27 protein-coding genes are annotated in these 23,707 nt (G+C 66.3%); 12 read left to right on the top strand and 15 right to left on the bottom strand.

What is annotated here, in order from left to right:
• Positions 1–8 precede the first annotated feature (8 nt).
• Entirely contained in the window at positions 9–806 is a 798-nt protein-coding gene (locus ACSS7Z_RS00445) for a class E sortase (RefSeq protein ID WP_438252445.1), read from the bottom strand.
• A gap of 78 nt (positions 807–884) precedes the next feature.
• On the opposite strand from ACSS7Z_RS00445, the gene ACSS7Z_RS00440 reads away from it, so the two are divergent.
• Positions 885–1,124, top strand: coding sequence for a cell division protein CrgA (locus ACSS7Z_RS00440; protein ID WP_438252444.1), 240 nt, complete (start codon positions 885–887; stop codon positions 1,122–1,124).
• A gap of 156 nt (positions 1,125–1,280) precedes the next feature.
• Here the strand turns inward: ACSS7Z_RS00440 and ACSS7Z_RS00435 are convergent, their stop codons facing one another.
• Positions 1,281–2,168, bottom strand: coding sequence for a rhomboid family intramembrane serine protease (locus ACSS7Z_RS00435; protein WP_438252443.1), 888 nt, complete (start codon positions 2,166–2,168; stop codon positions 1,281–1,283).
• A gap of 25 nt (positions 2,169–2,193) precedes the next feature.
• Positions 2,194–2,751, bottom strand: a complete 558-nt coding sequence (locus tag ACSS7Z_RS00430; RefSeq protein WP_438252442.1) for a peptidylprolyl isomerase — start codon at positions 2,749–2,751, stop codon at positions 2,194–2,196.
• A 156-nt stretch (positions 2,752–2,907) separates the two neighbouring features.
• Between ACSS7Z_RS00430 and ACSS7Z_RS00425 the strand changes: the two genes are divergently transcribed.
• On the top strand, positions 2,908–3,402 hold the full coding sequence (locus ACSS7Z_RS00425; protein WP_438252441.1) for a DNA helicase: 495 nt from the start codon (positions 2,908–2,910) through the stop codon (positions 3,400–3,402).
• 29 nt (positions 3,403–3,431) lie between these two features.
• Entirely contained in the window at positions 3,432–3,893 is a 462-nt protein-coding gene (locus ACSS7Z_RS00420) for an aminoacyl-tRNA deacylase (RefSeq protein ID WP_438253052.1), read from the top strand.
• A 25-nt stretch (positions 3,894–3,918) separates the two neighbouring features.
• On the opposite strand, the gene ACSS7Z_RS00415 is transcribed toward ACSS7Z_RS00420, so the two are convergent.
• On the bottom strand, positions 3,919–4,341 hold the full coding sequence (locus ACSS7Z_RS00415) for an NUDIX hydrolase (protein ID WP_438252440.1): 423 nt from the start codon (positions 4,339–4,341) through the stop codon (positions 3,919–3,921).
• Positions 4,342–4,452: 111 nt separating this feature from the next.
• Here ACSS7Z_RS00415 and ACSS7Z_RS00410 point away from each other — a divergent pair, with 111 nt between their 5' ends.
• From ACSS7Z_RS00410 to ACSS7Z_RS00400, 3 genes are read left to right on the top strand one after another with little or no spacing between them, the layout of a single operon-like run.
• Entirely contained in the window at positions 4,453–5,559 is a 1,107-nt protein-coding gene (locus ACSS7Z_RS00410) for a zinc-binding dehydrogenase (protein WP_438252439.1), read from the top strand.
• Between the two features lie 23 nt (positions 5,560–5,582).
• Positions 5,583–6,332 carry an SDR family oxidoreductase gene (locus ACSS7Z_RS00405; protein WP_438252438.1) on the top strand — a complete coding sequence of 250 codons (750 nt, stop codon included), beginning with the start codon at positions 5,583–5,585 and terminating at the stop codon, positions 6,330–6,332.
• A complete protein-coding gene (locus tag ACSS7Z_RS00400; protein ID WP_438252437.1) occupies positions 6,329–6,784 on the top strand; it encodes a MaoC family dehydratase in 456 nt (151 codons plus the stop codon). Before ACSS7Z_RS00405 ends, ACSS7Z_RS00400 begins: the two co-directional genes overlap by 4 nt.
• Positions 6,785–6,855: 71 nt before the next feature.
• Here ACSS7Z_RS00400 and ACSS7Z_RS00395 read toward each other — a convergent pair whose 3' ends face one another.
• Both ACSS7Z_RS00395 and ACSS7Z_RS00390 read right to left on the bottom strand, forming a co-directional pair.
• Entirely contained in the window at positions 6,856–8,079 is a 1,224-nt protein-coding gene (locus tag ACSS7Z_RS00395; RefSeq protein WP_438252436.1) for an acetyl-CoA C-acetyltransferase, read from the bottom strand.
• 25 nt (positions 8,080–8,104) lie between these two features.
• Positions 8,105–9,331 carry an acyl-CoA dehydrogenase family protein gene (locus tag ACSS7Z_RS00390; protein ID WP_438252435.1) on the bottom strand — a complete coding sequence of 409 codons (1,227 nt, stop codon included), beginning with the start codon at positions 9,329–9,331 and terminating at the stop codon, positions 8,105–8,107.
• Between the two features lie 112 nt (positions 9,332–9,443).
• Here ACSS7Z_RS00390 and ACSS7Z_RS00385 point away from each other — a divergent pair, with 112 nt between their 5' ends.
• The 5 genes from ACSS7Z_RS00385 to ACSS7Z_RS00365 all read left to right on the top strand — a co-directional run bounded on the left by ACSS7Z_RS00385 (position 9,444) and on the right by ACSS7Z_RS00365 (position 14,520).
• Entirely contained in the window at positions 9,444–10,112 is a 669-nt protein-coding gene (locus tag ACSS7Z_RS00385) for a QsdR family transcriptional regulator (RefSeq protein WP_438252434.1), read from the top strand.
• A 45-nt stretch (positions 10,113–10,157) separates the two neighbouring features.
• The gene (locus tag ACSS7Z_RS00380) at positions 10,158–10,559 is read left to right on the top strand and encodes an acyl-CoA thioesterase (RefSeq protein ID WP_438252433.1); all 402 of its coding nucleotides are present in this window, start codon (positions 10,158–10,160) and stop codon (positions 10,557–10,559) included.
• 97 nt (positions 10,560–10,656) lie between these two features.
• Positions 10,657–11,691 (top strand): phosphotransferase family protein, encoded by a 1,035-nt coding sequence (locus ACSS7Z_RS00375; RefSeq protein WP_438252432.1) that lies wholly within the window; start codon positions 10,657–10,659, stop codon positions 11,689–11,691.
• Entirely contained in the window at positions 11,691–12,905 is a 1,215-nt protein-coding gene (locus ACSS7Z_RS00370; RefSeq protein ID WP_438252431.1) for an acyl-CoA dehydrogenase family protein, read from the top strand. The genes ACSS7Z_RS00375 and ACSS7Z_RS00370 overlap by 1 nt, the downstream gene beginning before the upstream one ends.
• 40 nt (positions 12,906–12,945) lie before the next feature.
• On the top strand, positions 12,946–14,520 hold the full coding sequence (locus ACSS7Z_RS00365; RefSeq protein ID WP_438252430.1) for an AMP-binding protein: 1,575 nt from the start codon (positions 12,946–12,948) through the stop codon (positions 14,518–14,520).
• On the opposite strand, the gene ACSS7Z_RS00360 is transcribed toward ACSS7Z_RS00365, so the two are convergent.
• Positions 14,486–15,394: a helix-turn-helix transcriptional regulator gene (locus tag ACSS7Z_RS00360; RefSeq protein ID WP_438252429.1), complete on the bottom strand. Its 909-nt coding sequence runs from the start codon at positions 15,392–15,394 to the stop codon at positions 14,486–14,488. The two genes, ACSS7Z_RS00365 and ACSS7Z_RS00360, sit on opposite strands and share 35 nt — an antisense overlap.
• Before the next feature lie 151 nt (positions 15,395–15,545).
• Between ACSS7Z_RS00360 and ACSS7Z_RS00355 the strand changes: the two genes are divergently transcribed.
• Positions 15,546–16,526, top strand: a complete 981-nt coding sequence (locus tag ACSS7Z_RS00355) for an SMP-30/gluconolactonase/LRE family protein (protein WP_438252428.1) — start codon at positions 15,546–15,548, stop codon at positions 16,524–16,526.
• Positions 16,527–16,600: 74 nt separating this feature from the next.
• Here the strand turns inward: ACSS7Z_RS00355 and ACSS7Z_RS00350 are convergent, their stop codons facing one another.
• The 8 genes from ACSS7Z_RS00350 to ACSS7Z_RS00315 form a co-directional block, all read right to left on the bottom strand.
• Positions 16,601–17,887, bottom strand: coding sequence for an ABC transporter substrate-binding protein (locus ACSS7Z_RS00350; RefSeq protein WP_438252427.1), 1,287 nt, complete (start codon positions 17,885–17,887; stop codon positions 16,601–16,603).
• A gap of 7 nt (positions 17,888–17,894) precedes the next feature.
• Positions 17,895–18,932, bottom strand: a complete 1,038-nt coding sequence (locus ACSS7Z_RS00345) for a branched-chain amino acid ABC transporter permease (protein ID WP_438252426.1) — start codon at positions 18,930–18,932, stop codon at positions 17,895–17,897.
• Positions 18,929–19,807, bottom strand: coding sequence for a branched-chain amino acid ABC transporter permease (locus tag ACSS7Z_RS00340; RefSeq protein ID WP_438252425.1), 879 nt, complete (start codon positions 19,805–19,807; stop codon positions 18,929–18,931). The genes ACSS7Z_RS00345 and ACSS7Z_RS00340 overlap by 4 nt, the downstream gene beginning before the upstream one ends.
• The gene (locus tag ACSS7Z_RS00335; protein WP_438252424.1) at positions 19,807–20,526 is read right to left on the bottom strand and encodes an ABC transporter ATP-binding protein; all 720 of its coding nucleotides are present in this window, start codon (positions 20,524–20,526) and stop codon (positions 19,807–19,809) included. The genes ACSS7Z_RS00340 and ACSS7Z_RS00335 overlap by 1 nt, the downstream gene beginning before the upstream one ends.
• Positions 20,523–21,284: an ABC transporter ATP-binding protein gene (locus ACSS7Z_RS00330; RefSeq protein ID WP_438252423.1), complete on the bottom strand. Its 762-nt coding sequence runs from the start codon at positions 21,282–21,284 to the stop codon at positions 20,523–20,525. Before ACSS7Z_RS00330 ends, ACSS7Z_RS00335 begins: the two co-directional genes overlap by 4 nt.
• 102 nt (positions 21,285–21,386) lie before the next feature.
• Positions 21,387–22,121 carry a glucose 1-dehydrogenase gene (locus ACSS7Z_RS00325; RefSeq protein ID WP_438252422.1) on the bottom strand — a complete coding sequence of 245 codons (735 nt, stop codon included), beginning with the start codon at positions 22,119–22,121 and terminating at the stop codon, positions 21,387–21,389.
• Positions 22,118–23,125, bottom strand: coding sequence for an NADPH:quinone oxidoreductase family protein (locus tag ACSS7Z_RS00320; protein ID WP_438252421.1), 1,008 nt, complete (start codon positions 23,123–23,125; stop codon positions 22,118–22,120). Before ACSS7Z_RS00320 ends, ACSS7Z_RS00325 begins: the two co-directional genes overlap by 4 nt.
• Positions 23,109–23,702 carry a TetR/AcrR family transcriptional regulator gene (locus tag ACSS7Z_RS00315; RefSeq protein WP_438252420.1) on the bottom strand — a complete coding sequence of 198 codons (594 nt, stop codon included), beginning with the start codon at positions 23,700–23,702 and terminating at the stop codon, positions 23,109–23,111. Before ACSS7Z_RS00315 ends, ACSS7Z_RS00320 begins: the two co-directional genes overlap by 17 nt.
• Between the last annotated feature and the right edge of the window lie 5 nt (positions 23,703–23,707).

Raw genomic sequence — 23,707 nt, 5'->3', positions numbered from 1 at the left:
GATTCTCCTCACCACGACGGGGTCGCGACTTCGTCGACGGATGCCATGGATTCCGGGGCGCCCTCGGCGCGGGGCTGGAAACCTTCGAAAACCGCGTAGCCGACGATCCGCTCGGCGAGCGAGTACAGCGGCGAGCACGCGGTCAGCGTCAGATAGCGCTCACCCGTGACGGCCCCGGGTACCTGCGGTACATCCAGGAGCACGTCGACCTGATCGGGCTGGACGTACTGGAGCGTGCGGAAGCGGTACGTGTACCAGCCCTCCTGCGTTTCGACGACGATCGCGTCGTCCAGCTTCAGCTTGTCCATGCGGTTGAGCGGGAAGCCCCACGTCGTGCGGTGGCCGGCGACGGAGAAGTTGCCGACCTGACCGGGCATGACCGACTGGTTGTAGACGCCGATCCAGCCGTTGTCGAGGGTGACGGAACGGCTGGTCCCGCCCGCGATCTGCACGTTGTAGTCGTCGCCGAACCGCGGGATGCGCATCTGCGCGAGGTATTCGCCGCTTTCCGGATGCTCCATCAGCGGCGGCTCGTACCAGGTCTGACCGGTGGTCTCGTCTTCGATGACCGGCGGAGGCTCGGGCGGAGGAAGCTGTTCCCACTCCTGGGTGACCGCTTGGCCCTCGCTGTTGCTCTGAGCGCTGATGATGATGTCGCCGATCCACATTTGCCAGGCGACGAACAGCAGAACCAGCACGCCGGCTGTCAGCAGCAGTTCGCCGAGAACGCTGGTGAAGGTGGCCTGTGGTGCACGACTGCGCCGTCGGTGATCACGCCGGGTCAGCGGCACGGCGGAGGCAGTCATAGGGGTGATCTTATCTCTCGGTGATGAACGTGAACCCGAGAAGAGAATGGATCGGCCTGTGATGGGTAGAATGACCCCATGGCACGTGACCGCAAGAATGAAGAACCCGTCGTCGAGCGCGCGGAGGGCGAACAAGCCCCGAACGCCGCATGGTTCAAACCGGTGATGCTGGGCTTCATGCTGCTGGGCCTCGCGTGGATCCTCGTCTTCTACATCTCGGGGATGCAGTTCCCGATTCCGGGTATCGACTCCTGGAACCTGGCCATCGGCCTCGGCATCGCCATGATCGGCTTCCTCATGACCACCCGCTGGCGCTGACGCCGCATCCAGATTCTTCGAAGGGCCTCCGCGGTGCGGGGGCCCTTCGTGCATGTCGCCCAGAGTTATCCCCAGAGTTATCCACACCTGGGGAGAATTACACGGTTGTTATTCACAGGGGTGGACAACCCTGTTAACAACTCCTGAACTGGGCTGTTAAGTCAGAATCAGCGGAGCGACGAGGAACACGAGCGCCAGCAGCACCAGGGCCACGGCGATCAGCAGCAGGATCTGCCAGCGCCGCTGCGAACGCTTGCGGGTGCGCAGCACGATGAGGCCGACCAGCGCGCCGACGACAGCGCCGCCGAGGTGCGCCTGCCAGGCGATGTTGAAACCGGGAACGAATCCGATCACCAGGTTGATGCCCAGTAGCACGAACAGGCCGGTCATGTTCGCACCCAGATGGAGCCCGATCACCAGCAGCGCGCCGAACAGCGCGAACACCGCGCCGGATGCCCCGACGGTGACGGTGCCCGGGGCGATGAGCCCGACGGCGACCGAGCCGCCGATCGCGCCCAGCACGTAGAGCGCGAGAAAGCGCCAGCGACCGAGCATGGGCTCCAGGCTCCGGCCGATCATCCACAGCGCAAGCATGTTGAGGCCGATGTGCCAGATGCCGCTGTGGACGAGTGCAGCGGTCAGCAGGCGCCATGGCTGGAACGGGGCGCCGGAGAGTTCTGGCAGCAGATAACCGATCCAGAACTGCAGCCACGCGGTGACATTCAGGCCCGGCACCAGTTGCAGCAAGCCGACGAAGCCCGTGACAGCGATGATGGCGTAGGTCATCATCGGTTTGCCGGACTGCACGGCCGTGATCGTGCTGCTGCGACGGCTGCCCCACTGACGCTGCGCACGCTTCTGCGCCGGGGTGCGGCCCTTGCGCTCGGCCTTCATGCACTCCGGGCAGATGACGCCGACCGGCGCCTGGGTCTGGCATTCATGACAGACGGTGCGCATGCACCGCTGACAGAGCACGAAGCTCTGCCGATCCGGATGGCGATAACAGTAGTTCTCGCGATTGCTGGTGAACTCAGGCGTAGTCATCCGGATCGGCCAGTACTGACGTGGATCAGACGGCGGCGATGTCGACCGACTGCAGGACGACATCCTCGATCGGGCGGTCACCGGCACCGGTCTGCACCGCGGCGATCGCGTCGACGACCTTCTTGGAAGCGTCATCGGCGACCTCGCCGAAGATCGTGTGCTTGCCCTGCAGCCACGGCGTCGGGTCGGTGGTGATGAAGAACTGCGAGCCGTTGGTGCCCTCGGCCTTGCCGGTGATGGCGTTACGACGCTGGCCGGCGTTGGCCATGGCGAGGATGTAGGGCTCGTTGAAGTTGAGCTCCATATTGATCTCGTCGTCGAAGTTGTAGCCGGGGCCACCCACACCCTGACCGAGCGGGTCGCCGCCCTGGATCATGAAGTTCGGGATGATGCGGTGGAAGATGACGTCCTTGTACAGGGCGCCCTCGCCGGGCTTGCCGGTGGCGGGGTGCGTCCAGTCCTGAGTTCCGTCGGAGAGACCGACGAAGTTCTTGACGGTCTTGGGTGCGTGGTCACCGAAGAGGTTGATGACGATGTCGCCGTGGTTGGTGTGCAGAGTTGCAACGTGAGAGTGCTGAGCCATGCATCCATTCTCGCAGAGCTTCATATGACTTCGCTCGTGGCGGACGATGACGTTAGCGTGGAGAGTAAGAGTTGACAAGGGTCGGAAATTCCAGCCCGCAATACAGACTCGTCTGGCAAGATGGGGAACCCATACGCCAATGGACAGGAGAGCATCGTGAGCCTCACCCGCAAGCGGAAGAAAGAACTGCGCCGTCTGCAGAACGACGCCAATGAACTCTGGGAGTCTCAGCAGGTGCTTGTCGGCCACGCTGCAGACGTTGCCCGGGAGGCAAGTCGTCAGCTCGGCAACCTCGGCCGCGAGCAGGTTCTCCCGGTCGTGCAGGACACCTACAACCGTCGCTTCGCCCCGACAGTCGACCGCGGACTGAAGCTCGGCCGCCAGGTCGTCGACGACAAGGTCGTCCCGATCGTCGGCGGCGTCGTCGGCACTGCGCTGTCGGCGTGGGATGTCGCGAACGCAAAGCGTCAGGGTCTGTCGTTCTCGCATCACCCCGCCCCGAAGAAGAGCGGCCCCGGTGTCGGCTCGATCATCGCGATCGTTCTCGGTGCTGCCGCCGCAGCCGGTGTGCTCTACGCCGCCTGGCAGGCGCTGCGCGCCGATGATGAGCTCTGGGTTGCTGACGACCCGCTCTCCGCTCCGGACGCGTGAGTCCGTCTGCATCTGACCCGCATTCGCGGGTGCGCGATGCCGCGGCTGCTCGCGGGCTCGACATCGAGATCCGCGAGCGCCCGGCGGCGAACAGCCTGCATGAAGCGGCGGCCCTGCTGGGGATCGACCCATCCGGAATCGTGAAGACTCTGGTCGTCAAGCGCGCGGATGACACCTACCTGTTCGCGCTGGTACCGGGCGGACGATCGATCTCGTGGCCGAAACTGCGCGCCCTGGTGGGCGTGAACAAGCTGCGTCTGCCCGAGCCGGAGCTCGCTCTGGCGGCAACCGGCTACGAGCGCGGCACGATCGTTCCGATCGGCAGCAGCACCGACTGGCCGATCTACGCCGACGAATCAATCGTCGGCCAGCAGGTCGCGATGGGCGCGGGAGCACACGGCTTCAGCCTGTTCGTCGATGCGGATGCGCTGATTGCCGCCTACGGCGCGACGGTCGCCGATATCTCGGAGCCGGAGAAGCCCCGCTCCTGAGCGCCGCCCCCGCCCGGGATCCGCGTCACAGGACCTCGCCCATGCGCAGAGCGATGTCGACGAGCTTCACGCGCTGCAGCTCTGCAATGCTGGGAACCGTGAACCAGCCGGCCATGTCGGTGGAGCCGTTCTCCTCGAAGCGGAGTTTTCCGCCGGAGATCTTGGCGCGATAGACAATGCGCAGGGTGTGCAGCGGCACGTCAGCCTTCTTCACGCGCCTGCCCGCGGGGATGACTCGCGAGTGGACGCCGAGAAGCTCCTGCACGTGCACGGTGTAGCCGGTTTCTTCGCGCACCTCGCGGCGCACGGCATCCTCTGGATCTTCACCGGCTTCGAGGCCGCCGCCGGGCATCGTCCAGGCGACGCGTCGCCCCTCGGTCCAGCGCGCCAGCAGCACCTTCCCGTCGTCATCGGTGACGACGGCGTATGCTGCGACCCGCAGATCCATGTTCACACCCTACTGGCGTCACCGTGATCTGATCGACTGGATTACATACCGCCCAGTCGGTATGATTATCGGACCGCGATGCATCGGAGCATCGCGCGCGAAGGAGACCGGATGCTAATCCGTGGAGCCGTACTCGAGACATCCGGATCGAAAGCGCCCTTCGCGAGGTCGAATCCGTTCACGATCGGTGCGGTGGAGCTGGATCAGCCCGCCGCCGGCGAGCTCCTTGTCCGCATCGAAGCGGCCGGCATCTGCCACTCCGACCTCAGCGTCGTCGACGGCAACCGCACTCGTCCGATGCCGATGCTGCTCGGACACGAAGCGGCGGGCATCGTCGAGCAGCTCGGGCCCGGCGTCTCTGACATCGCCATCGGCACGCGTGTTGTGATGACGTTCCTCCCGTGCTGCGGCTCCTGCGAGAACTGCCAGACCGACGGCAGACTGCCCTGCATCCCCGGCTCGGCGGCGAACAGCGCCGGCACGCTGGTCGGCGACGGCATCCGACTCCATCGAACAGCCACCGGCGAGAGCGTTCATCACCATCTCGGCGTCAGCGCCTTCGCCACGCACGCGGTTGTCAACCGCCAGAGCGTCGTGGCTGTCGAGTCCGATGTCCCCGCCGAAATCGCCGCCCTGCTCGGTTGCGCCGTGCTCACCGGCGGCGGCGCGGTCATCAACGCGGCCCGCCCCGCGCCCGGCGAGCGCGTGATCGTGGTCGGGCTCGGGGGAGTCGGCATGGCAGCACTCCTGGTTGCCATCGCCCTCGGCCACGACGTCATCGGTGTCGACGCCGTGCCCGCCAAACTCGATCTCGCGCGGGAACTCGGTGCCTCTGCAGCGTTTGAGCCGGCCGCAATCATCGCCGCCGGACACCAGGCGTCCGTCGTGATCGAAGCGGCAGGGTCAGCACGGGCCTTCGAGACGGCTCTCGCCCTCACGGCCCCCGGCGGAACCACGGTGACCGTCGGCCTGCCCCCGCCCGACGCCACCGCCACCGTCTCGCCACTGCAGCTGACTGCCCAGGCCCGAACCATCATCGGCAGCTATCTGGGTTCGGCCGTTCCGGAACGCGACATTCCCCGCTATGTCGACCTCTGGCGCACGGGGGCATTGCCGCTGGAACGACTGATCTCATCGAGAATCACCCTCGACGACCTGCCGGAGGCGATGGATCTCCTGGCCTCCGGCACCCAGCTGCGCCAACTGCTCACCTTCTGAATCACCCACTGAGAGGACACTTTATGACTCGCACTGCCATCGTGACCGGAGCCGCGCGCGGTATCGGCGCTGCCACCGCCATCCGTCTGGCCGCCGACGGATGCGCCGTCGCCGTGCTCGATCTGGACGAAGCCGCCTGCGCCGACACCGTGCAGGCCATCACTGATGCTGGCGGACAGGCCCTCGCCGTCGGCGCAGACGTCTCCGATGCTGCTGCCGTCGCCGCCGCCGTCGACCGCATCGCCGCCGAACTCGGAGCCCCGACGATCCTGGTGAACAATGCCGGCATCATCCGTGACAATCTGCTGTTCAAGATGACCGAGGATGATTGGGATCTCGTGCTGTCGGTGCATCTGCGCGGCGCGTTCCTGATGAGCCGGGCGGTGCAGAAGCATCAGGTCGACGCCAGCTGGGGTCGGATCGTCAACCTGTCGAGCACCTCGGCGCTCGGCAACCGCGGGCAGGCGAACTACTCCGCAGCCAAAGCCGGGATGCAGGGGCTCACCAAGACCCTCGCGATCGAACTGGGCCGCTACGGAGTCACCGCCAACGCGATAGCTCCCGGATTCATCGTCACCGATATGACGCGTGCAACCGCCGAGCGGATGGGCGTGGGATTCGACGAGTTCGTCGAGCACATGGCCAAAGAGGTTCCGGTGGGCAGGGCAGGAGCCCCCGACGACATCGCGGCCGCCGCGGCGTTCTTCTGTTCCGAAGAGGCAAGCTTCGTGTCGGGTCAGGTGCTCTATGTGGCAGGCGGGCCGACCGCATGAGCATCGTCGCAGATCACCCGTCCGCACTCGCCGATATGGTCGGCCGCAGCGCAACCGGCGACTGGTTCACCATTGACCAGGAGCGCATCCAGGCGTTCGCCGATGCCACGGAGGACTGGCAGTGGATTCACCTGGACGCCGAGCGTGCAGCATCCGGTCCTTTCGGCGCAACGATCGCGCACGGCTATCTCACCCTCTCGCTGCTGCCGCGCCTGACTGATGGCCTGCTCCAGGTCAGCGGAGCATCCATGGTCGTGAACTACGGACTCGACAAGGTGCGATTTCTGCAGCCGGTGACCGCCGATTCACGCGTGCGCGCGATGACCGAGATCACCGCGGCGGATGGCGGGGCGCAGGGCTGGCGGGTGAGTGCCCGCACCACGATCGAAATCGAGGGGTCCGAGCGCCCGGCGCTGGTCGCCGAGACCATCGCCCTGTTCATTCCGGCGTAGTCGGCACACGAACAGACGAGGCGCGACCCCCAGCGGGTCGCGCCTCGTCTGTCGCTGTGTGGCGTGCCGCGTCAGACGCGCTCGAGCACCATCGCCATGCCCTGCCCGCCGCCGACGCACATGGTTTCCAGGCCATAGCGTCCGCCGGTAGCGGCCAGCCCATTGATGAGCGTCGACGTGATGCGCGCGCCCGTCATCCCGAAGGGGTGACCGACCGCGATCGCGCCGCCATGCACGTTCAGCCGTTCCTCGTCGATGCTCAACTCGCGTGCCGAGGCGATCACCTGCGAGGCGAAGGCCTCATTGATCTCCACGAGGTCGATGTCGGCGATGTCGAGCCCCGCCCGGGAGAGCGCGCGCCGCGAAGATTCCACGGGCCCCAGCCCCATGGTCTCCGGCGACAGCCCGCTCACCCCGGTCGAGACGATCCGTGCCAGTGGTTGAAGCCCCAGCTCCTCCACCACCCGTCCCGACACGATCACCACGGCCGCTGCCCCATCGTTGAGTGGGCAGCAGTTGCCGGCCGTCACGGTGCCGTCCGGACGGAAGACCGGCTGCAATCCGGCGAGCGACTCCGCTGTGACCCCGGGGCGGGGCCCATCATCAGCCGACACCACCGTGCCGTCCGCGAGGCTCACTGGGGTGATGTCACGCGCCCAGAAACCAGAGGCGATCGCCGCTTCGGCCCGCTGCTGCGACCGTGCGGCGAATGCATCCTGCTCCTCGCGGGTGATCCCGTGGATCTGCGCAACGTTCTCCGCGGTCTGCCCCATCGCGATATACGGATCGGGGAGCCGTCCGGCCGCCCGCGGGTCGGTCCATGCGGCAGCGGCGCCCCCCGAACGCGCCGTGGAGAGCGCGACGGCTTCATCGAATACCGGATTCTGAATCACCTGCCCCGGTGACACGTCTGCCATCCCCTGGCCGTAGCGACTGACCATCTCCACACCCGCGGACACGAAGATGTCTCCCTCGCCGGCCTTGATCGCATGGAACGCCATCCGGGTGGTCTGCAGTGAAGACGAGCAGTACCGGTTCACGGTGGTGCCCGCAACCGTGTCGAGCCCGAGCAGCACCGAGACGATGCGCGCGATGTTGAACCCCTGCTCGCCAGCCGGCTGGCCCGTGCCGAGCATCAGGTCATCGATGCGCGCCGGGTCCAGGCCCGGTACCTGGTCGAGTGCTGCCTGCACCATATTCGCGGCGAGGTCGTCACCACGAAGTGAGGTCAGTGAGCCCTTGCCCGCGCGGCCGATCGGTGAGCGGGCAGTGGCGACGATGTATGCCTCGGTCATGAGATTCTCCTGGTTTCGTGGCGGATCAGACGAATGCGGGGATGCCGGTGATGGCACGTCCGACGATGAGGGAGTTCATGTCATAGGTGCCCTCGAAGGTGTACACGGCTTCGGCGTCGGCGAAGTAGCGCGCGACACCGTAGTCGAGCTGGATGCCGTTTCCGCCGCAGATCTCGCGGCTGCGGGCCACGACCTCGCGCATCCGCTTGGTCACGAATGCCTTCGCCATTGCCGAGTGATGATCGCGCTGCTCGCCCTCATCCTGCAGTTGAGAGACGCGCATGCACAGGGCGATGGATGCCGTGATGTCGGCGAGCGAGTCGGCGAGCTTCTGCTGCACGAGCTGGAACGACGCGATCGGTTTGCCGAACTGCATCCGCTGTTTCGCATAGGCCAGGGCGCCTTCGTAGGCACCGACGGCGACGCCGAGTGCCTGCCACGCGACATCTGCCCGGGTAAGCCGAAGCACAACGGCGAGGTCGCGGAAGCTGTCGATGCGCTGCAGGCGGTCGCTCTCTGCAACCACGACGTTCTCCAGCACGATATCCGCGTTCTCCACCGCCCGCAGCGACTGCTTGCGTTCGATCTTCGTGCCGGTGAATCCGGCGGTCGGGGTGCGCACGAGGAAGCCCTTCACCTGGTCGTCGGCGACATCACGCGCCCAGATGACGACGAGATCGGCGAAGGCGCCGTTACCGATCCAGCGCTTGACACCGTTGAGCACCCACTCCTGTCCGCGGCGCTCAGCCGTGGTCTCCAACCCTTTCGCGGTGTCGGATCCGTGTCCGGGTTCGGTGAGACCGAACGCTGCGACCTGCTCACCGGCGGCGAGAATGGGCAGCCATTCCGCTTTCTGCTCATCGGATCCGCCCACCGCGATGGCGGTCATCGCGAGTCCCGAGTGCACGCCGATGAAGGTGGCCGTCGAGGGGTCGGCGCGAGAGATCTCCATCGCCACCCAACCGCGGAAGACTGCGCTGTTGTCGAACTGCTGCGTCTCGGGGAAGGCGTTGCCGTAGAGGCCGAGCTCGGCGATCTGCGGCACGAGGTGGCGCGGACTCTCCGCACGCTCCCAGTGCTCATCGGCGAATGGGCGGACCTCGGTATCGAGAAACGCCCGGATTCCACGCAGTGCGTGCTGCTCGGTGTCGGTCAGTCGGGTCTGGAAGTCGTAGAAATCGACGTCGAGAAGATCCGCGGGCGCAGGATCTGTCGTCGCCGCGGAGGTGGTTGCGGTCAGGGTGGTCGTCATGGGGGCTCCGATCGTCAGTGATCAGAATCGAGTATGCATCATTATTCAAAACGTTGCACTACAAATTCAGAAACGTTGCAAACAGACGACTCGACCCGGGTAGAGTGCTCGCATGACCCGCACGGCCGCGCCCGCCATCACCCCTGCATCCACCATTACCGTGGCCTCGATCGCTGATGCCGGACTCACGGCAGCGCCCTCCTGGCTCTCCGAGCGCCTGAACACCCACGCCGATGCCCGCCGCGCCTTCGACCGCGCCCGCGAGATTTTCATCACCGGAGAACGCATCGACATGGGCGGTTTGGCCGCATCCCTCGGAATCGAGCGAACGTCACTGTTCCGTTGGGTCGGCAATCGTGACGCGCTGCTGGGCGAGGTGCTCTGGTCACTCGCGACGCCCACACTCGCACAGGCTGATCATGCGACCGCTGATCTCAGCGGCGGAGATCGCATCGCGGGCATCCTCACGCACTTCGTGGATGATCTGATCACCGCCGAGTACTTCCGCCGATTCCTGCGACGAGAGCCAGCGCGTGCGCTGCGCCTACTGACCACCAAAGAAAGTCCGATCCAGCGGCGCTATGTGGCGACCGTCGAATGGCTGGTGCATCGCGAACTCGGCGACGAGCCTCTCGGCGGCGCGATCGACCCGGCCGGCCTCGCCTACCTACTGGTGCGGATGTCGGAGTCATTCACCTACGCGGATCTGATCTCTGGCGATCCCCCCAGCGCCGCACGCGCACGCACCGCGTTCCGGCTGCTGCTGCGCGTCGACGACTGACGAGCCTGCTGACCGAGCCTGCTGACCGAATCGAGGAGGATTCGCATGTCTGAATACCGCGTGCATGAGCCGTTCGCGACCCGCTGGAGTGACAACGACCAGTACGGTCACCTCAACAACACCGTCTACTACCTGGCGATGGACACGGTCATCAACACCTGGATGATCCGGGAGGGTGCCCTGGACCCGCAGGGCGACGCGATCGCCCTGTGCGCAGCATCATCCTGCGAGTTCCACGCCCCGGCATCGTTCCCCGAAGCACTGTCGGTGGGCATCGGGATCGAACGGCTGGGAACGACGAGCATCACCTGGAGCCTCGGCATCCTCCGCGATGACGAGCAGATCGCAACGGGTCGTTTCGTGCACGTGTTCGTGGATGCCGCCACCCGCCGACCCACACCCGTCCCGGCATCCATCCGGCAGGCGATCGACACGCAGCTGCGCTGAGCGGCGCGCATCCGTATCGGAATCGCTCGCACACAAACCGACCATCCGGTATGCTGACCACGACGGCTCATCGCAGAGTCGCAGGAGGGTGGCGCAGATGCCTGAGGTTCCCGGTCTCGACGTGACGGCGCTGACCGCCTGGTTGGCACAGACGCACCCTGAACTCGCCACGTCGGCCGCACTGCGCGCATCCGTCATCGCCGGCGGGCGCAGCAACCTCACCTACGCCATCGACGGCGGTGCTGTTGCGCTGATCCTGCGCCGTCCACCACTCGGGCACGTGCTCTCCAGCGCGCACGACATGGGCCGTGAGCACCGCGTCATCTCCGCGCTGTCTGCGACCCCGATCCCCGTTCCGGTCGCCATCGACCTGGTCGACGACACCACCGGCACCATCACCGGCACCCCGTTCTTCCTCATGGAGCGCGCACCGGGACAGGTGCTGGTCTCGCCCGCGCAGAACGCCGAGTACGCCCCAGCGGCCCTGCGATCACTGAGCATCGAGCTCGCCGAGCACCTCGCCGACCTGCACGCCGTCGACCCCGGCTCGGTCGGTCTCGCCGATTTCGGCCGACCGGACGGTTACCTCAAACGTCAGCTGTCCACCTGGCGGCGCCAGCTCGAGGCATCCCGATCCCGCGCGACCCCCCACCTCGATCGGCTCCAGGCCTCGCTCGCCGATGGCATGCCCGAAACCACACGCACCGGCATCGTGCACGGCGACTATCGTCTCGACAACGCGCTGGTAGACGGTCCGGTCACCGCGCCCCATATCTCCGCGATCCTCGACTGGGAGATGGCAACGCTCGGCGACCCCCTCGTGGACCTCGGCATCTTCGCCCTGTACTGGGACATCGCCCAGCTGCCGGGCGCGGAAGCCGCCGTCGCCAGTGCCGTGGACCCGGATGCCGGCTACCCCGGCTTCGACGAACTCGCCGACGTCTACGCCGCCCACGCCGGAACCACCCTCCCCGATCTCGCCTGGTACCGCGCATTCGCCGCCTACAAGCTGGCCGTCATCCTCGAGGGCATCCACTACCGCTTTCGCACCGGATCCACCGTCGGCGAAGGATTCGACAGTATCGGCGGGCTCGTTGAGCCACTGGCCGAGAAAGGACTGCAGGTGCACTGATGGATTTCGCTCCGGACGCACGAACCACGACGATCACAGCGCAGGTGCGCACTTTCCTCGATGAGGAGGTGCTCCCTGCGGAGGCCATCCTCGACGAGCAGCTGGCCGCCACCCCGGATGACTGGTCGTTCCGGCCCATCGTGCGCGAACTCCAGCAGAAGGCGCGCGAGCGCGGCCTGTGGAATCTATTCCTGCCCGGGGATGCTGCCGAGACCGGGGCTGCTGGATTGACGAACCTGCAGTACGCCGCCGTGGCCGAGCTCACCGGGTGGAGTCCGCGCCTGGCACCCGTCGCCTTCAACTGTGCGGCGCCCGACACCGGGAACATGGAGGTGCTGAACGACTTCGGCACCCCCGAGCAGAAGCAGCGCTGGCTGACGCCGCTGCTGAACGCCGAGATCCGCAGTGCATTCTGCATGACGGAGCCGGATGCCGCATCCAGCGATGCGACCAACATCGGTACCCGCATCCGCCGTGATGGTGACGACTACGTCATCACGGGCCGCAAATGGTGGTCGACTGGCGCGATGAATCCGGATGCCGCGATCTTCATCGTGATGGGCAAGACCGATCCGGATGCGGCTCGTCACCGGCAGCAGTCGATGATCCTCGTGCCGCGCGAGACGCCGGGTGTGCGGATCGTGCGCCCTCTCACCGTCTTCGGTTACGACGATCGGGATCACGGCGGCCACGCCGAGGTGGTGTTCGACGAGGTGCGCGTGCCGGCATCGAACCTGATTGCCGCTGAGGGCGACGGCTTCGCCATTGCGCAGGCACGACTCGGACCCGGGCGCATCCACCACTGCATGCGTGCCATCGGCATGGGTGAGCGGGCGCTGTCCTTGATGACTGCACGCGCCAACGCGCGACACGCATTCGGCAGGCCGCTCGCCGAACAGGGCGTCATCCGGGAATGGGCAGCCGAGGCACGCATCCAGTTGGAAGCGCTGCGACTGCTGGTGCTGAAGACCGCGTGGCTCATGGATACCGTCGGCAATCGCGAGGCGATGACCGAGATCCAATCGATCAAGATCGCCGTTCCCCGTGCCGTGCAGACCATCATCGACCGTGCCATTCAGGTGCACGGCGGTGCTGGTGTGTCCGGTGACACCCCTCTGGCCGAGCTCTACGCCGGTATCCGCTCGCTGCGCATCGCCGACGGCCCCGACGAAGTGCACCTTGCCAGCCTCGGGCGCGCGCAACTGCGCCGCTGACCCACTCGCGCTCGACAGCATCCACGTCAAAGGAGACATGATGACCCACAGCCCTGACCCCGCGATCGATGGCGCCGGCTTCCCGACGCTGTCGGTTGCCACTATCCTCGCCGAATCCGCCGTGCGTCATGCCGATCGGCCCGCAGTGCTCTTCGCCGGCACCATGACCACCTATCGCGAGCTGTGGGATCAGACCCGCGCCTATGCCGGGGCGCTGCGTGATCGGGGCATCGGTCGGGGCGACCGGGTGGCGATGCTGATCCCGAACGTGCCCGACTTCGCCCGCGTCTACTACGCGGTACTGTCGCTGGGCGCGATCGCCGTGCCGGTGCATCTGCTGTTCAAGTCAGAGGAGATCTCCTATGTGCTGCGGGATGCCGAGGCCGACCTGCTCGTGGCCGCAGCACCTCTGCTGGCTGAAGCCGTTCCGGCCGCGCAGCAAGTCGGCGTGCCGCTGGTGACGGTGCTTCTGCCCACAGATGCCGGGGTGGCGCTGCCGCGCCTGGAAGTCGAGGCGGCAGAATCCACCCCCATCGTCCGTCACGAGGCGACCAGTGCGCTCGATCCCGCAACGATTCTGTACACAAGCGGCACCACCGGCACCCCGAAGGGGGCGGTCGGCAGCCACCTGTCGATCATCGAACAGGTGCACTGCACCCTGATCGATGCCTTCGACCTCCGAGCCGATGACGTCGTGTTCGGCGGCCTGCCGCTGTTTCACACCTTCGGTCAGACCGCGGTGATGAACATGGCCTTCCGCGTCGGGGCATCCGTCATCCTGCTGCCGCGCTTCGATCCGGATGAGGCTCTCGCGCTGATGGTGGCGCAACAGGCGACGGTGTTCACCGCCGTTCCGACCATGTATGTCGGGATGCTGGAGGCAGCACGACGCTCACCCGATCGGCCGCCGTTGCGGTATGCCGTCTCCGGAGGCGCAGCTCTGCCGGTCGCCGTGCTGGAAGCATTCCACAGCGCCTATGCGGCCGAAGTTCACGAGGGTTATGGCCTGACTGAGACCGCACCGACGGTGTCATCAAACCCGCTGGGAACGCCCATCCGCCCCGGAACCGTCGGGCGCGCGATGTGGGGTGTCGATGTCGCGATCGCCGACCCCGAGATCGATGAGCGCGTCGTCCTGATCGATGACACGGACGCGCTGGGAGAGGTGGTCGTACGCGGCCACAACCTTTTCAAGGGGTATCTGGGCAGGCCCGACGCATCGGCAGGGGCGGTGGTGGACGGCTGGTTCCGCACCGGCGACCTCGGCACCTACATCGACGGCGTTCTGACCATCGTCGACCGCAAGAAGGACATGATTGTCCGCTCCGGCTACAACGTGTACCCCACCGAGGTGGAGGCGGTGCTCGCCCGGCATCCTGACGTCGCCGTCTCGGCTGTCTTCGGTATCGCCGACGACGTCAAGGGTCAAGAGGTGCACGCCGCTGTCGTCGCCCGCGAGGGTGCGTCAGTGGATGCCAATGAGCTGATCGCCTTCGTCCGTGAACACATCGCCGCATACAAGTATCCGCGCGTCGTGCATCTGGTGACCGAACTGCCTCTGGGCAGCAGCGGCAAGGTTCTCAAGCGCGAGCTGGTGGAGGAGTACTCGCGCTGAGTTCACTCGGGGCGAGCGCACCCGGAACGACATGGTGCAGGAGCGACAGCCCCTCCCGCGATGTCGAACCGGCTGGGGCGGTGTGCGTCACGAGCACCTGCGAATAGTTGCCCGGCGACTGCAGCGACTGCTTCGTGACCGTGAGCGCGCCCACCAGCGGATGGCGCAGTTCGTAGACGGCGGTGCTGCGGGCCTGCACGCGATTATCTGCCCAGAGTCGAGCGAACTCGGGGCTCTTCATCGACAGCATCCCGATCAGCGATGCCAATCCGGTGTCGTCCGGGTATTGGCCCACGGCCAGGCGGAGGTCGCCGACGACGGCACGACTCTTCGCCGTCCAATCCACATAGAGTGCCTTCAGCGCGGAGTCGAGGAAAACCAACTCGGCCAGCACAGGACGCGAGTGCGGATGCTGTGGGGCATCGAAGCTGAGATGCGGGGTCAGCAGCGCATGGCCGACGTGATTCCACGCGAGAACCTCGCTGCGTCGCCCGAGCACCATCGCCGGGATGTCTGGCATCGAATCGATGAGTTCGAGCAACGCCGGATCGGCTGATTCCGCTGTGCGCACGGCGCGCATCCGCAGCGTCCCGTCGTTGTGGCTGGCCAGGGTGTGCAGGTGCGCACGCTCATCATCGTTGAGCAGCAGTGCGGCGGCAAGGGAGTTGAGCACTTGCGCGGATGGTCCGCCTGCCTGCCCCTGCTCGAGGCGCGTGTAGTACGAAGAACTGACGCCTGCCAGCATCGCGAGCTCTTCGCGGCGCAGTCCCGCCACGCGGCGATTGTCGCCGTACCGGGTCAAGCCCGCTTGCTCCGGCGTGATCCTCGCACGGCTTGCACGCAGGAACATGCCCAGCTCATTTTTCTCCGCCATCTCCCCATTGTGCCCGGGGCAAGTGGCGGCGGGGTATCCCTCTCGGGGATACCCACACGGCGGGCTGGCGCCCCCGATCAGGCGACCGCACAGTGGAATCCGGGCATCCCCCGCACCAACGCCAACACACCAACCAAAGAGGTACACGCTCATGTTCACTACCCGATTCGCCACTGTCAGCCTCGGCCTGCTCACCGTCGGGGCCGCTCTCGCCCTCAGCGCCTGCTCTGCACCCGCAGCGTCGAGCGAGGCGACACCCGCGGCACTCTTCTCGAGCGCGACCGATGCCACCATCGTTGCGTCCTTCGACCTCACCGCCGGGCAGCTGCCGGAGAACATCGTCTCTGCCGCCGGCGACGGCGTTGCTGTCACCTTCGCGGCCAGCCGTCAGATCGCAGAAATCTCCGCCGCCGGAGACATCGACATTCTGGGTACGCTGCCCGCCCCCGCCGCGGGAGGCACCGCCACCCCGGTGCTCGGTTTCCCGCTGGCAACCGGCCTCGCCTACGTCGACGGCTCGTACTTCGCGCTGTATGCGACCGGCGAAGCAGATACCACCGGACTGTGGGAGCTCGACGGGGACGGGGAGTTCGATCTGATCGCAACGCTGCCCGCCACAGGCCTTCCGAACGGCCTCGCCTATGACGAGGAACATGATCAGTTCCTTGCGGCCGACTCGGTGCTCTCGGCGGTCTACAGCATCACGCTCGACGGTGAGGTGTCGACCTGGTCAGATGACGCCGCTCTCGCCCAGGACGGGTTCCTCGGTGCGAACGGAGTGCAGCTGCACGGCGGTGACGTCTACGTCTCAAACCTGGATGCCGGAACCATTCTGCAGATCGACATCACAGCTGACGGGACTGCGGGCGAGATCAGCGTCGCCGCCGACGACCTTGTCGGCATCGACGACTTCGCCTTCACCGGACGCGAAGACCAGATCGTCGCGACGCTCGACCCGAGCAGCGAGGTCGTCCTCGTGCACGACGGCGAACGCACAACGGTGCTGACTGAGCACGACGGTCTCAGCAACCCGACGTCGGTGCTCGTGCAGGAAGGCACGATCTACGTGCCCAGCGCCGCCTATGTCACTCAGGACAACCCGAACCTGTTGACCGCAATTCTTCAGCCGTAGTCGCCTCCGGTACGCAGAGGACGAGGAGTGGCTCGGATCTCAGGATCCGAGCCACTCCTTTCGTGTGTGACAGGTCAGGATCCGGGCACGCCCTCAGCCGTGAGCGCCACCGGCGCCGGTTCGACCGACGTGACGGTGCCACCCTCGACCATGTAGGTCGCGCCAGCGTAGTCCTGCACACCCTGGTCGACCAGGCTGATACCAACACCCAGGTACGCCGCATGGTTGTCTTCGCTGAACGACAGCGGCAGGATGCCGTTACCGGCGAGGTCACCGGAGCGAACAGCATCCACCAGCGCCTCGCGGGTCGGGTTCTCGCCCGCTGCGGCCAGCGCCTCGGCGAACAGATACGCCACGCTCATGCCGTAGATCGTGTTTCCGTCGAACGGTGCGCCGGCGTTGTACTCGTCGTTGACCTTCTGGAACAGCGTGACCCAGTCACTGTCACCGTCCAGGGCCGGCAGGTAGTTCGTCCCCACGAACCCCTGCAGCACCTTCGGGCCGACGTCCTCACCGAGGTAGCCGATCAGAGTCGGATAGTCGGCGCCGGACGACGACGAGAACCACTGCGGGAACCACCCGAGCTGCGCGGCTGTGCCCACCGCCAGGGCCGTGAACCCATTGATCGTGCCGAGGATGTTGATCTCGCACCCGGCCGCTTTCAGGGCACCGACCTGCGCGGTGACATCCTGGTTCGACGTCGAGTAGCGCTCGATGTGGGTGAGGCCGCCCTCGCCGAGAACGAGCTCAGCGCCCTCGATCATCTCGTCTCCGAAGTCGTCGTCCTGCCCGAGCAGGCAGACCTTCTTGTCGGGGTACTCGTCAGTGGCGTATTGCGCGAGCGCGGCGGACTCGACGATGTAGTCGGCGTTGAACCCGAAGGTGAACGGGTACTTCTCCGGCTGATTCCAGTTCGTAGAACCGGACGCGACGAACAGGTCGGGTACCTCGTTCTGATTGAGGAAGTCGAGCACGGCCATGTGCGGTGCGGTGCCGAGGCCGTTCACGATCGCGAAGACCTCATCCTCCTGGACGAGTTCTCGAACCACCGTCTGGGTGGTGGCGGGGTTGTAGCCGTCGTCCTTGACGATGTACTCGATCTGTCGGCCGTGCACGCCGCCCTGCTCGTTCAGGTAAGCGAAATATGCGGTCGCTGCGGCCGAGATCGATGAATAGCCGGCAGCTGCCGGACCGGTCAGCGGTGTGTGCGTGCCGATCGTGACAGTGTCGTCCGTGACACCCGGAACGGCAACGGCAGGATCGTCAGCGGGGGCGGGAGTGCTGCAGCCGGCGAGCGCGATCGCGACGGCGGATGCCGTCACGAGTGTCGCGATCCGCCGGAGCGGGGAGTGCTGTGACATGGTTCACCTATTTCTGTGGGTAGGGAATTGCAGATCGGATGCGAAGACTGGCGAGGCCGCCCGGGCGGGCAATCATCGTGATGATCAGAAGGGCGCCGAACACGAGCAGCGGCAGGTTGCCCGCAAGTCGCTGGGCGACCTCTGCCGGCAACGGAAGCGCTGCCGTTCCGGTGCCGATGACCCAGGGCAGCATGACAATGAGAGCAGAACCGATCGCGGCGCCTCCGATGCTGCCGAGGCCGCCGAGCACCGCGGCGACCAGCAGTAGCAGCGAGAACGCGAGCGTGTATGCGCCGGGGCTCACCGACTGCGTGATGAAGCAGAGCACCGCACCGCCTGCCCCGGCCGCCACTGCACTCACCACGAACGCGGTGACCTTGACCTGCGCTGCGGCGACGCCGTTGAGTCGGGCTGCGGTCTCATCGTCGCGAACGGAGCGCATCCGTAGTCCGAGGGCACCGCCGCGCAGCACGGCCAGCACGGTCACCACGATTCCTGCCACGATGATGGCAACCCAGGCCTGCCACTGTTCGAGCGCGATGATCGTGCGCAGCGCCTCGGGAACGCCGTCATAGGCGATCTGCAGTCCCTGATCTCCTCGGAAGACTCCAGAGAACACGGCGGTGACGGCGGGGACCGCGATCACGAGCGCGAGCGTCACTCCGGCAAGATACGGTCCGCGCAGACGTGCGGCAGCAAGCCCGAGCAGCAGGCCGAGGATCCCTGCCGCCACAATCGCGACGAGGAACGACACCAGAAAACGCACCACGCCATCGATGCCGGCTTCCGTCAGCGCATTCGCCGTGAGGGCATACCCATAGCCGCCGGTGGCCATCAGGGCCGCGTGTCCGAGCGAGAGCTGGCCGCTCTGCCCGACCAGCAGCGTGAGGCCGGCGACCGTGCAGAACGATGCCGCGATGGTAGCGAGCTGGAAGTTGCGATAGGGATCGAGCAGGAAAGTGGCGCCGATCGCGAGGATGGTGAGGATCACACCGAATACGATCGTGCGACGTGTACCGCGCAGTGCGGGCAGGATGCGGTTCATGCGCTGCGCGCCTCTCGTAGGGAGAACACTCCGCCGGGCTTGAGCAGGAGCACCACGACGAGCAGCAGGAGCACGCCGATCGGTGCGACGGTGGCGCCGAGGTATCCGGTGACGAGTGTCATCAGAACACCGACGATCAGTCCGCCGAGCATTGCGCCGACGGGGGAGTCCAGACCACCCACCACGGCGACGGCGAACGCGTAGACGAAGAGCATGTCGGTGGAGTGCGGGTTGAGGCCGAGTTCGGTGGGCACCAGCAGGATGGCGGCCAGCGCTGCGACAGCGCTGGAGAGCATCCATCCGATCGTCACCATCCTGTTCACTCGCACACCCAGCACGCGCGACACCTCGGGGGAGAATGCCGCGGCGCGCAACTGCAGGCCGAGTGATGTGCGGGTGAACAGGAGGGCGAGAGCAGCCATCACCGCGAACGCGACGACAAGAATGAAGATGTCGTTCGGAGAGAGCAGGGGCACGCCGCCGACAATGATCGGTGCATCGTCGAACGGCGCGGTCATCGGCCGATACTGCGGGCCGAACAGGATGCCGAGCAGCGATTGCAGCACCATGACGAGGCCGATCGCGATGATGACGCCGGTGAGGGGATTGGCGTGCGGCGCGAAGCGCATGACCCCGCGTTCCACCACCAGACCCACCACCGCTCCGGCGATGAGTCCTGCGCCGAGACCAGCGAAGTAGTTGCCGGTGAGGCCGCTGACCGCGAAGGCGACGTAGGCCGCGACCAGGGCCATCGCACCCTGCGCGAAGTTGATGATGCGCGCGGCGCGCCAGATCAGCACGAGCGACAGCGCAAACAGCGCGAAGATCGCGCCGCGGGCGAGGCCGGTGGCAAGCAGGAAGGCGAGACGATCCATCAGAACCCCAGGTAGGCGTGTCGTACGGCGGCGTCGCCGGCAAGCTCGGATGCCGGAGCATCGGCCACCAGGCGACCGAGATCAAGAACCACGCCACGGTCGGCGATCGACAGGGCGCTGGTGACGTTCTGTTCGGCGAGGAGCACGGTGATTCCGCGCTGCTCTGCCGCGTCGCGGAGGGTGGCCATCAGCTGAGCGACGACCAGTGGCGCCAGTCCCAGCGACGGCTCGTCGAGGACGAGCACGCGCGGCTCGGAGATGAGCGCACGGCCCAGGGCGAGCATCTGCCGCTCCCCTCCGGAGAGCTGATGGCCGTCGGCGCTGCGCCGGCGGGCAAGCGGCTCGAACAGTTCGAGGATGCCGGCGATAGCGCGCTCGCGCGCGGCTGGGCGGTGGCGCCACAGAGCGCCCAGGCGCAGATTCTCCTCGACGGTCAGCTCGGCGACCACGCTCTGGCCTTCCGGAACGAGGGCGAGGCCGCGCCGGGCGCGGTCTTCGGTGCGGAGCCTGCCGAGATCGGTGCCGTCGAGTGCGATAGAACCGGATGCTGCAGGCACGAGGCCTGCGAGTGTGCGCAGCAGCGTCGTCTTGCCGGCGCCGTTGGCGCCGAGGAGCGCGACAACCTCACCGGGGCGGAGGTCGATGCTGACCTCGTGCAGCACCGGGGCACCGCCGTATCCGACGGTGAGGTCGGTGATGGTGAGAGCGGCGCCAGTCATGCCGACAGCTCCTCGGGCGAAGCGTCTTCCGCTTTGACGCCGAGATAGGCCTCTTCGACCCGGGGATCGTTGCGTACCTGATCGGGGGCACCCTGGGCGATCACGCGCCCGAAGTCCAGCACCACGATGCGGTCGGCGATGCCCATTACGAAGTCGACATGATGCTCGACCAGCAAAACAGCGCACCCGGTATCTGCGACGCCGCGGATCACCTGGGCGAGAGCATCGATGTCTTCGACTCCGAGACCGCCGGCCGGTTCGTCGAGCAGCAGCAGCGAGGGGGAGGCCACGAGTGCTCTGGCGAGCGCGACCCGCTTACGGTCGGGGTATGCGAGGGCGGCGACCGGGCGATCAGCCAGGGCAGTGAGGTTGTGAGCTTCGAGTTGCGCTGTGACAGCGGTCTCGGCATCCCGCTCCCCCACCACCGGGATGCGAATGTTCTCGCGCACGGTCAGGCTGCCGAACAGACCGAGGCCCTGCAGGGTGCGCGCGAGCCCCCGTGCCGTCAGGCGTGCGGTCCGGCGAGGGGCGGGGCGACCATCGATGGTGACTTCGCCGCGAGTGCTGACCAGTGCGCAGATCGCGTTGAACACCGTTGTCTTTCCGGCGCCGTTCGGGCCGATCAGCGCAACGATCTCGCCGGGGCGCACGTCAAACGAGACATCGTCGACGGCGGTCAGGCCGCCGAACGTCACGGTGAGATGGCTCACCTCGAGTCGGGCGGGTTCCTGCTTGGACTGCAGGGTATGGGTATTCATCGGCACCTCTTCGTGTCGCTGGTTCGACCACTGTACCTTAGAAACCGACCGGGCGGTATGTGAATGTTGCAGAAGGGTTTAGCGACGGGTTTTGCGACGGGTTCAGCGGTGCGGGATGCCGGCGATCATGCCGCCGTCGACGACGAACTCCGCGCCGCTGGTGAACGACGACGCATCGCTCGCGAGGAACACGATGGTGCCCGCCAGGTCTTCCGGCTCGCCGGGGCGCCCGAGCGGGATGTCGAGATGCGCCGGGTCGATCCTGGTCGTCATCGACGTGATGATGAACCCCGGATGCACCGAGTTGACCCGGATCCCGAACGGCCCCAACTCGACCGCGAGAGATGCCGCGAGCCCGCGCACCCCGAACTTCGCCGCCGTGTAGCCATGTAAACCTGCACTGCCGCGCATCCCCTCGACCGAGGAGATGTTGATGATCGATCCTTTGCCCTGCTTCTTCATGGCTGGCACCACCGCGCGGCAGCCGAAGAAAGTACCGGTGAGGTTGACCGCGATCACGGCGTTCCATTTCTCGGTGCTGAGGTGCTCAATCGGCGCAGCGTTCGCGATGCCCGCGTTGTTCACCAGAACGTCGACGGCGCCGAAGGCCTGCACCGCAGCATCCACCGCGGCCGTCCATTGCACCTCATCGGTGACATCCAAGGAGACGAACAACGCGCGATCACCCAACTCGGCGGCAAGAGCCCGTCCGGCATCCTCGAGGATGTCCGCGATCACGACCCGACCGCCCGCGGCGTGCAGCGCACGGACGTACGCCTCTCCGATGCCGCGCGCACCACCGGTGACCAGCGCCACCCGGCCATCGAGCTCGTTCATGATGCGATCTGAATGACCACGCGGCCCACGGTCGTGCCGGTCGCGAGCTTGGTGATCGCCGCCGGCGCTTCGTCGAACGCCACCACACTGTCGATCACCGGCGCGATCTTCCCCGCCTCGAACAGCCGGATCAGCTCGTCATGCGCCTCGTCGACCAGATGCGGCAGACGCTCCTGATACAGACCCCAGTACAGCCCGAGCACGGCGTAGTTCTTCACCAGGGCGTGACTCACGGTGAGCTGGGGAATCTCGCCACTCGCGAACCCGATCACGACGATCCGGCCCTCGAAGGCGACGGCACGGGTGGATGCGGTGAACGCGGCACCACCCACCGGATCGAACACGACGTCGGCGCCGTGCCCGCCGGTGATGCGCTTCACTTCGGCGACGATGTCGTCGCCGCGCAGGATGACGTGCTCTGCGCCCGCCGCCCGCGCGACTTCGGCTTTCGCCTCGGAGCCGACGACGCCGATGACTCTGGCACCCGCCGCTACGCCGAGCTGCACGGTGGCAGCCCCGACTCCACCCGCCGCGGCATGCACAAGCAGCCACTCGCCCGCTTGCAGCTTCGCCCGCCGGTGCAGTGCGAACCATGCCGTTTGATAGGCGATGTTCAGACCCGACGCGGCGTTGAAGTCAAAGCTCTCCGGAATAGCGTGCACGGATGCCGCATCCACTGCCGCGTATTCGGCGAGAACGCCGATCTTCCCCGCGACGACCCTGTCGCCCACCGCGTGCGTGGAGACGCCAGTGCCCACGCCAATCACTGTCCCGCTGCACTCCACCCCGGGAATGAAGGGCAGCTCCGGCTTCACCTGGTACTCACCGCGAGCAAGCAGCACATCCGGGAAGTTCGCTGCGACTGCCGCGACCCGGATGAGCACCTCGCCTTCGGCGGGCACGGGTGTTGGCACACTCTGCTGTGTCAGCGCTTCTGCGGGTTCACCGAGACTGGTGACCTGCCAGGCGCGCATGGACTGCGGAACTTCAGTGGGGGACAGCATCCGTTCTCCTCAGGCTGGTGAGAAACAGGTCGGTGAGCTGCTCGGCAATGAGCGTCTTGCCTTCCGGTCCCTCGGGTGAATACCAATGCGACAGATAGTGCACGTCGCTGAAGAAGTGCGCGACGAGCAAGGCGACCGGAATGTCGTCACGGAAGATGCCCTCACGCTGTCCGCTCCCGATGAGAGCGGCGAACTCGTCGTGGTATCCGCGGCGTCGGCGCGTGACATCCTGCTGTCTGGGCGCCGAGAGCATGTTCATGCTGCGGAAGAACACAGCCCCCTCGGCGATGTGATCGATCGAGGTCTCCAGCACGTCGACGCACGCTGCCCGCAGGACCTCGTCTGTGGCCCCACCGCGCGCGATGATCTCATCGAGGTGCGCCCTCTGCAGCGTCAGCAGCGCATCGTAGATACCGAAGAGCAGATCATCCTTCGATTCGAAGTAGTGGTACATCGCACCCTTGGTGACGCCCGCGGCCTCGACGATCTGCTGAACGCTCGTGTTCGCGTACCCGCGAGTGGCGAACAACTCGACGGCAGCGCGCGTGACATTCTCTGCGACGTGTGAATCCTTCATACCCT

Source organism: Microbacterium wangyouchuni (assembly GCF_051546305.1).
In the GTDB taxonomy this organism is placed as follows: Bacteria; Actinomycetota; Actinomycetes; order Actinomycetales; family Microbacteriaceae; genus Microbacterium.
Note: the sequence above shows the minus strand (reverse complement) of the source record. Positions and strands in the feature narration are given on the sequence as shown.

Bases quoted from the DNA above. Each gene is read 5' to 3' on its own strand.
- ACSS7Z_RS00445 (WP_438252445.1), bottom strand. From the start codon at position 806: ATGACTGCCTCCGCCGTGCCGCTGACCCGGCGTGATCACCGACGGCGC.
- ACSS7Z_RS00440 (WP_438252444.1), top strand. From the start codon at position 885: ATGGCACGTGACCGCAAGAATGAAGAACCCGTCGTCGAGCGCGCGGAG.
- ACSS7Z_RS00435 (WP_438252443.1), bottom strand. From the start codon at position 2,168: ATGACTACGCCTGAGTTCACCAGCAATCGCGAGAACTACTGTTATCGC.
- ACSS7Z_RS00430 (WP_438252442.1), bottom strand. From the start codon at position 2,751: ATGGCTCAGCACTCTCACGTTGCAACTCTGCACACCAACCACGGCGAC.
- ACSS7Z_RS00415 (WP_438252440.1), bottom strand. From the start codon at position 4,341: ATGGATCTGCGGGTCGCAGCATACGCCGTCGTCACCGATGACGACGGG.
- ACSS7Z_RS00410 (WP_438252439.1), top strand. From the start codon at position 4,453: ATGCTAATCCGTGGAGCCGTACTCGAGACATCCGGATCGAAAGCGCCC.
- ACSS7Z_RS00405 (WP_438252438.1), top strand. From the start codon at position 5,583: ATGACTCGCACTGCCATCGTGACCGGAGCCGCGCGCGGTATCGGCGCT.
- ACSS7Z_RS00400 (WP_438252437.1), top strand. From the start codon at position 6,329: ATGAGCATCGTCGCAGATCACCCGTCCGCACTCGCCGATATGGTCGGC.
- ACSS7Z_RS00395 (WP_438252436.1), bottom strand. From the start codon at position 8,079: ATGACCGAGGCATACATCGTCGCCACTGCCCGCTCACCGATCGGCCGC.
- ACSS7Z_RS00390 (WP_438252435.1), bottom strand. From the start codon at position 9,331: ATGACGACCACCCTGACCGCAACCACCTCCGCGGCGACGACAGATCCT.
- ACSS7Z_RS00385 (WP_438252434.1), top strand. From the start codon at position 9,444: ATGACCCGCACGGCCGCGCCCGCCATCACCCCTGCATCCACCATTACC.
- ACSS7Z_RS00380 (WP_438252433.1), top strand. From the start codon at position 10,158: ATGTCTGAATACCGCGTGCATGAGCCGTTCGCGACCCGCTGGAGTGAC.
- ACSS7Z_RS00375 (WP_438252432.1), top strand. From the start codon at position 10,657: ATGCCTGAGGTTCCCGGTCTCGACGTGACGGCGCTGACCGCCTGGTTG.
- ACSS7Z_RS00370 (WP_438252431.1), top strand. From the start codon at position 11,691: ATGGATTTCGCTCCGGACGCACGAACCACGACGATCACAGCGCAGGTG.
- ACSS7Z_RS00365 (WP_438252430.1), top strand. From the start codon at position 12,946: ATGACCCACAGCCCTGACCCCGCGATCGATGGCGCCGGCTTCCCGACG.
- ACSS7Z_RS00360 (WP_438252429.1), bottom strand. From the start codon at position 15,394: ATGGCGGAGAAAAATGAGCTGGGCATGTTCCTGCGTGCAAGCCGTGCG.
- ACSS7Z_RS00355 (WP_438252428.1), top strand. From the start codon at position 15,546: ATGTTCACTACCCGATTCGCCACTGTCAGCCTCGGCCTGCTCACCGTC.
- ACSS7Z_RS00350 (WP_438252427.1), bottom strand. From the start codon at position 17,887: ATGTCACAGCACTCCCCGCTCCGGCGGATCGCGACACTCGTGACGGCA.
- ACSS7Z_RS00345 (WP_438252426.1), bottom strand. From the start codon at position 18,932: ATGAACCGCATCCTGCCCGCACTGCGCGGTACACGTCGCACGATCGTA.
- ACSS7Z_RS00340 (WP_438252425.1), bottom strand. From the start codon at position 19,807: ATGGATCGTCTCGCCTTCCTGCTTGCCACCGGCCTCGCCCGCGGCGCG.
- ACSS7Z_RS00335 (WP_438252424.1), bottom strand. From the start codon at position 20,526: ATGACTGGCGCCGCTCTCACCATCACCGACCTCACCGTCGGATACGGC.
- ACSS7Z_RS00330 (WP_438252423.1), bottom strand. From the start codon at position 21,284: ATGAATACCCATACCCTGCAGTCCAAGCAGGAACCCGCCCGACTCGAG.
- ACSS7Z_RS00325 (WP_438252422.1), bottom strand. From the start codon at position 22,121: ATGAACGAGCTCGATGGCCGGGTGGCGCTGGTCACCGGTGGTGCGCGC.
- ACSS7Z_RS00320 (WP_438252421.1), bottom strand. From the start codon at position 23,125: ATGCTGTCCCCCACTGAAGTTCCGCAGTCCATGCGCGCCTGGCAGGTC.
- ACSS7Z_RS00315 (WP_438252420.1), bottom strand. From the start codon at position 23,702: ATGAAGGATTCACACGTCGCAGAGAATGTCACGCGCGCTGCCGTCGAG.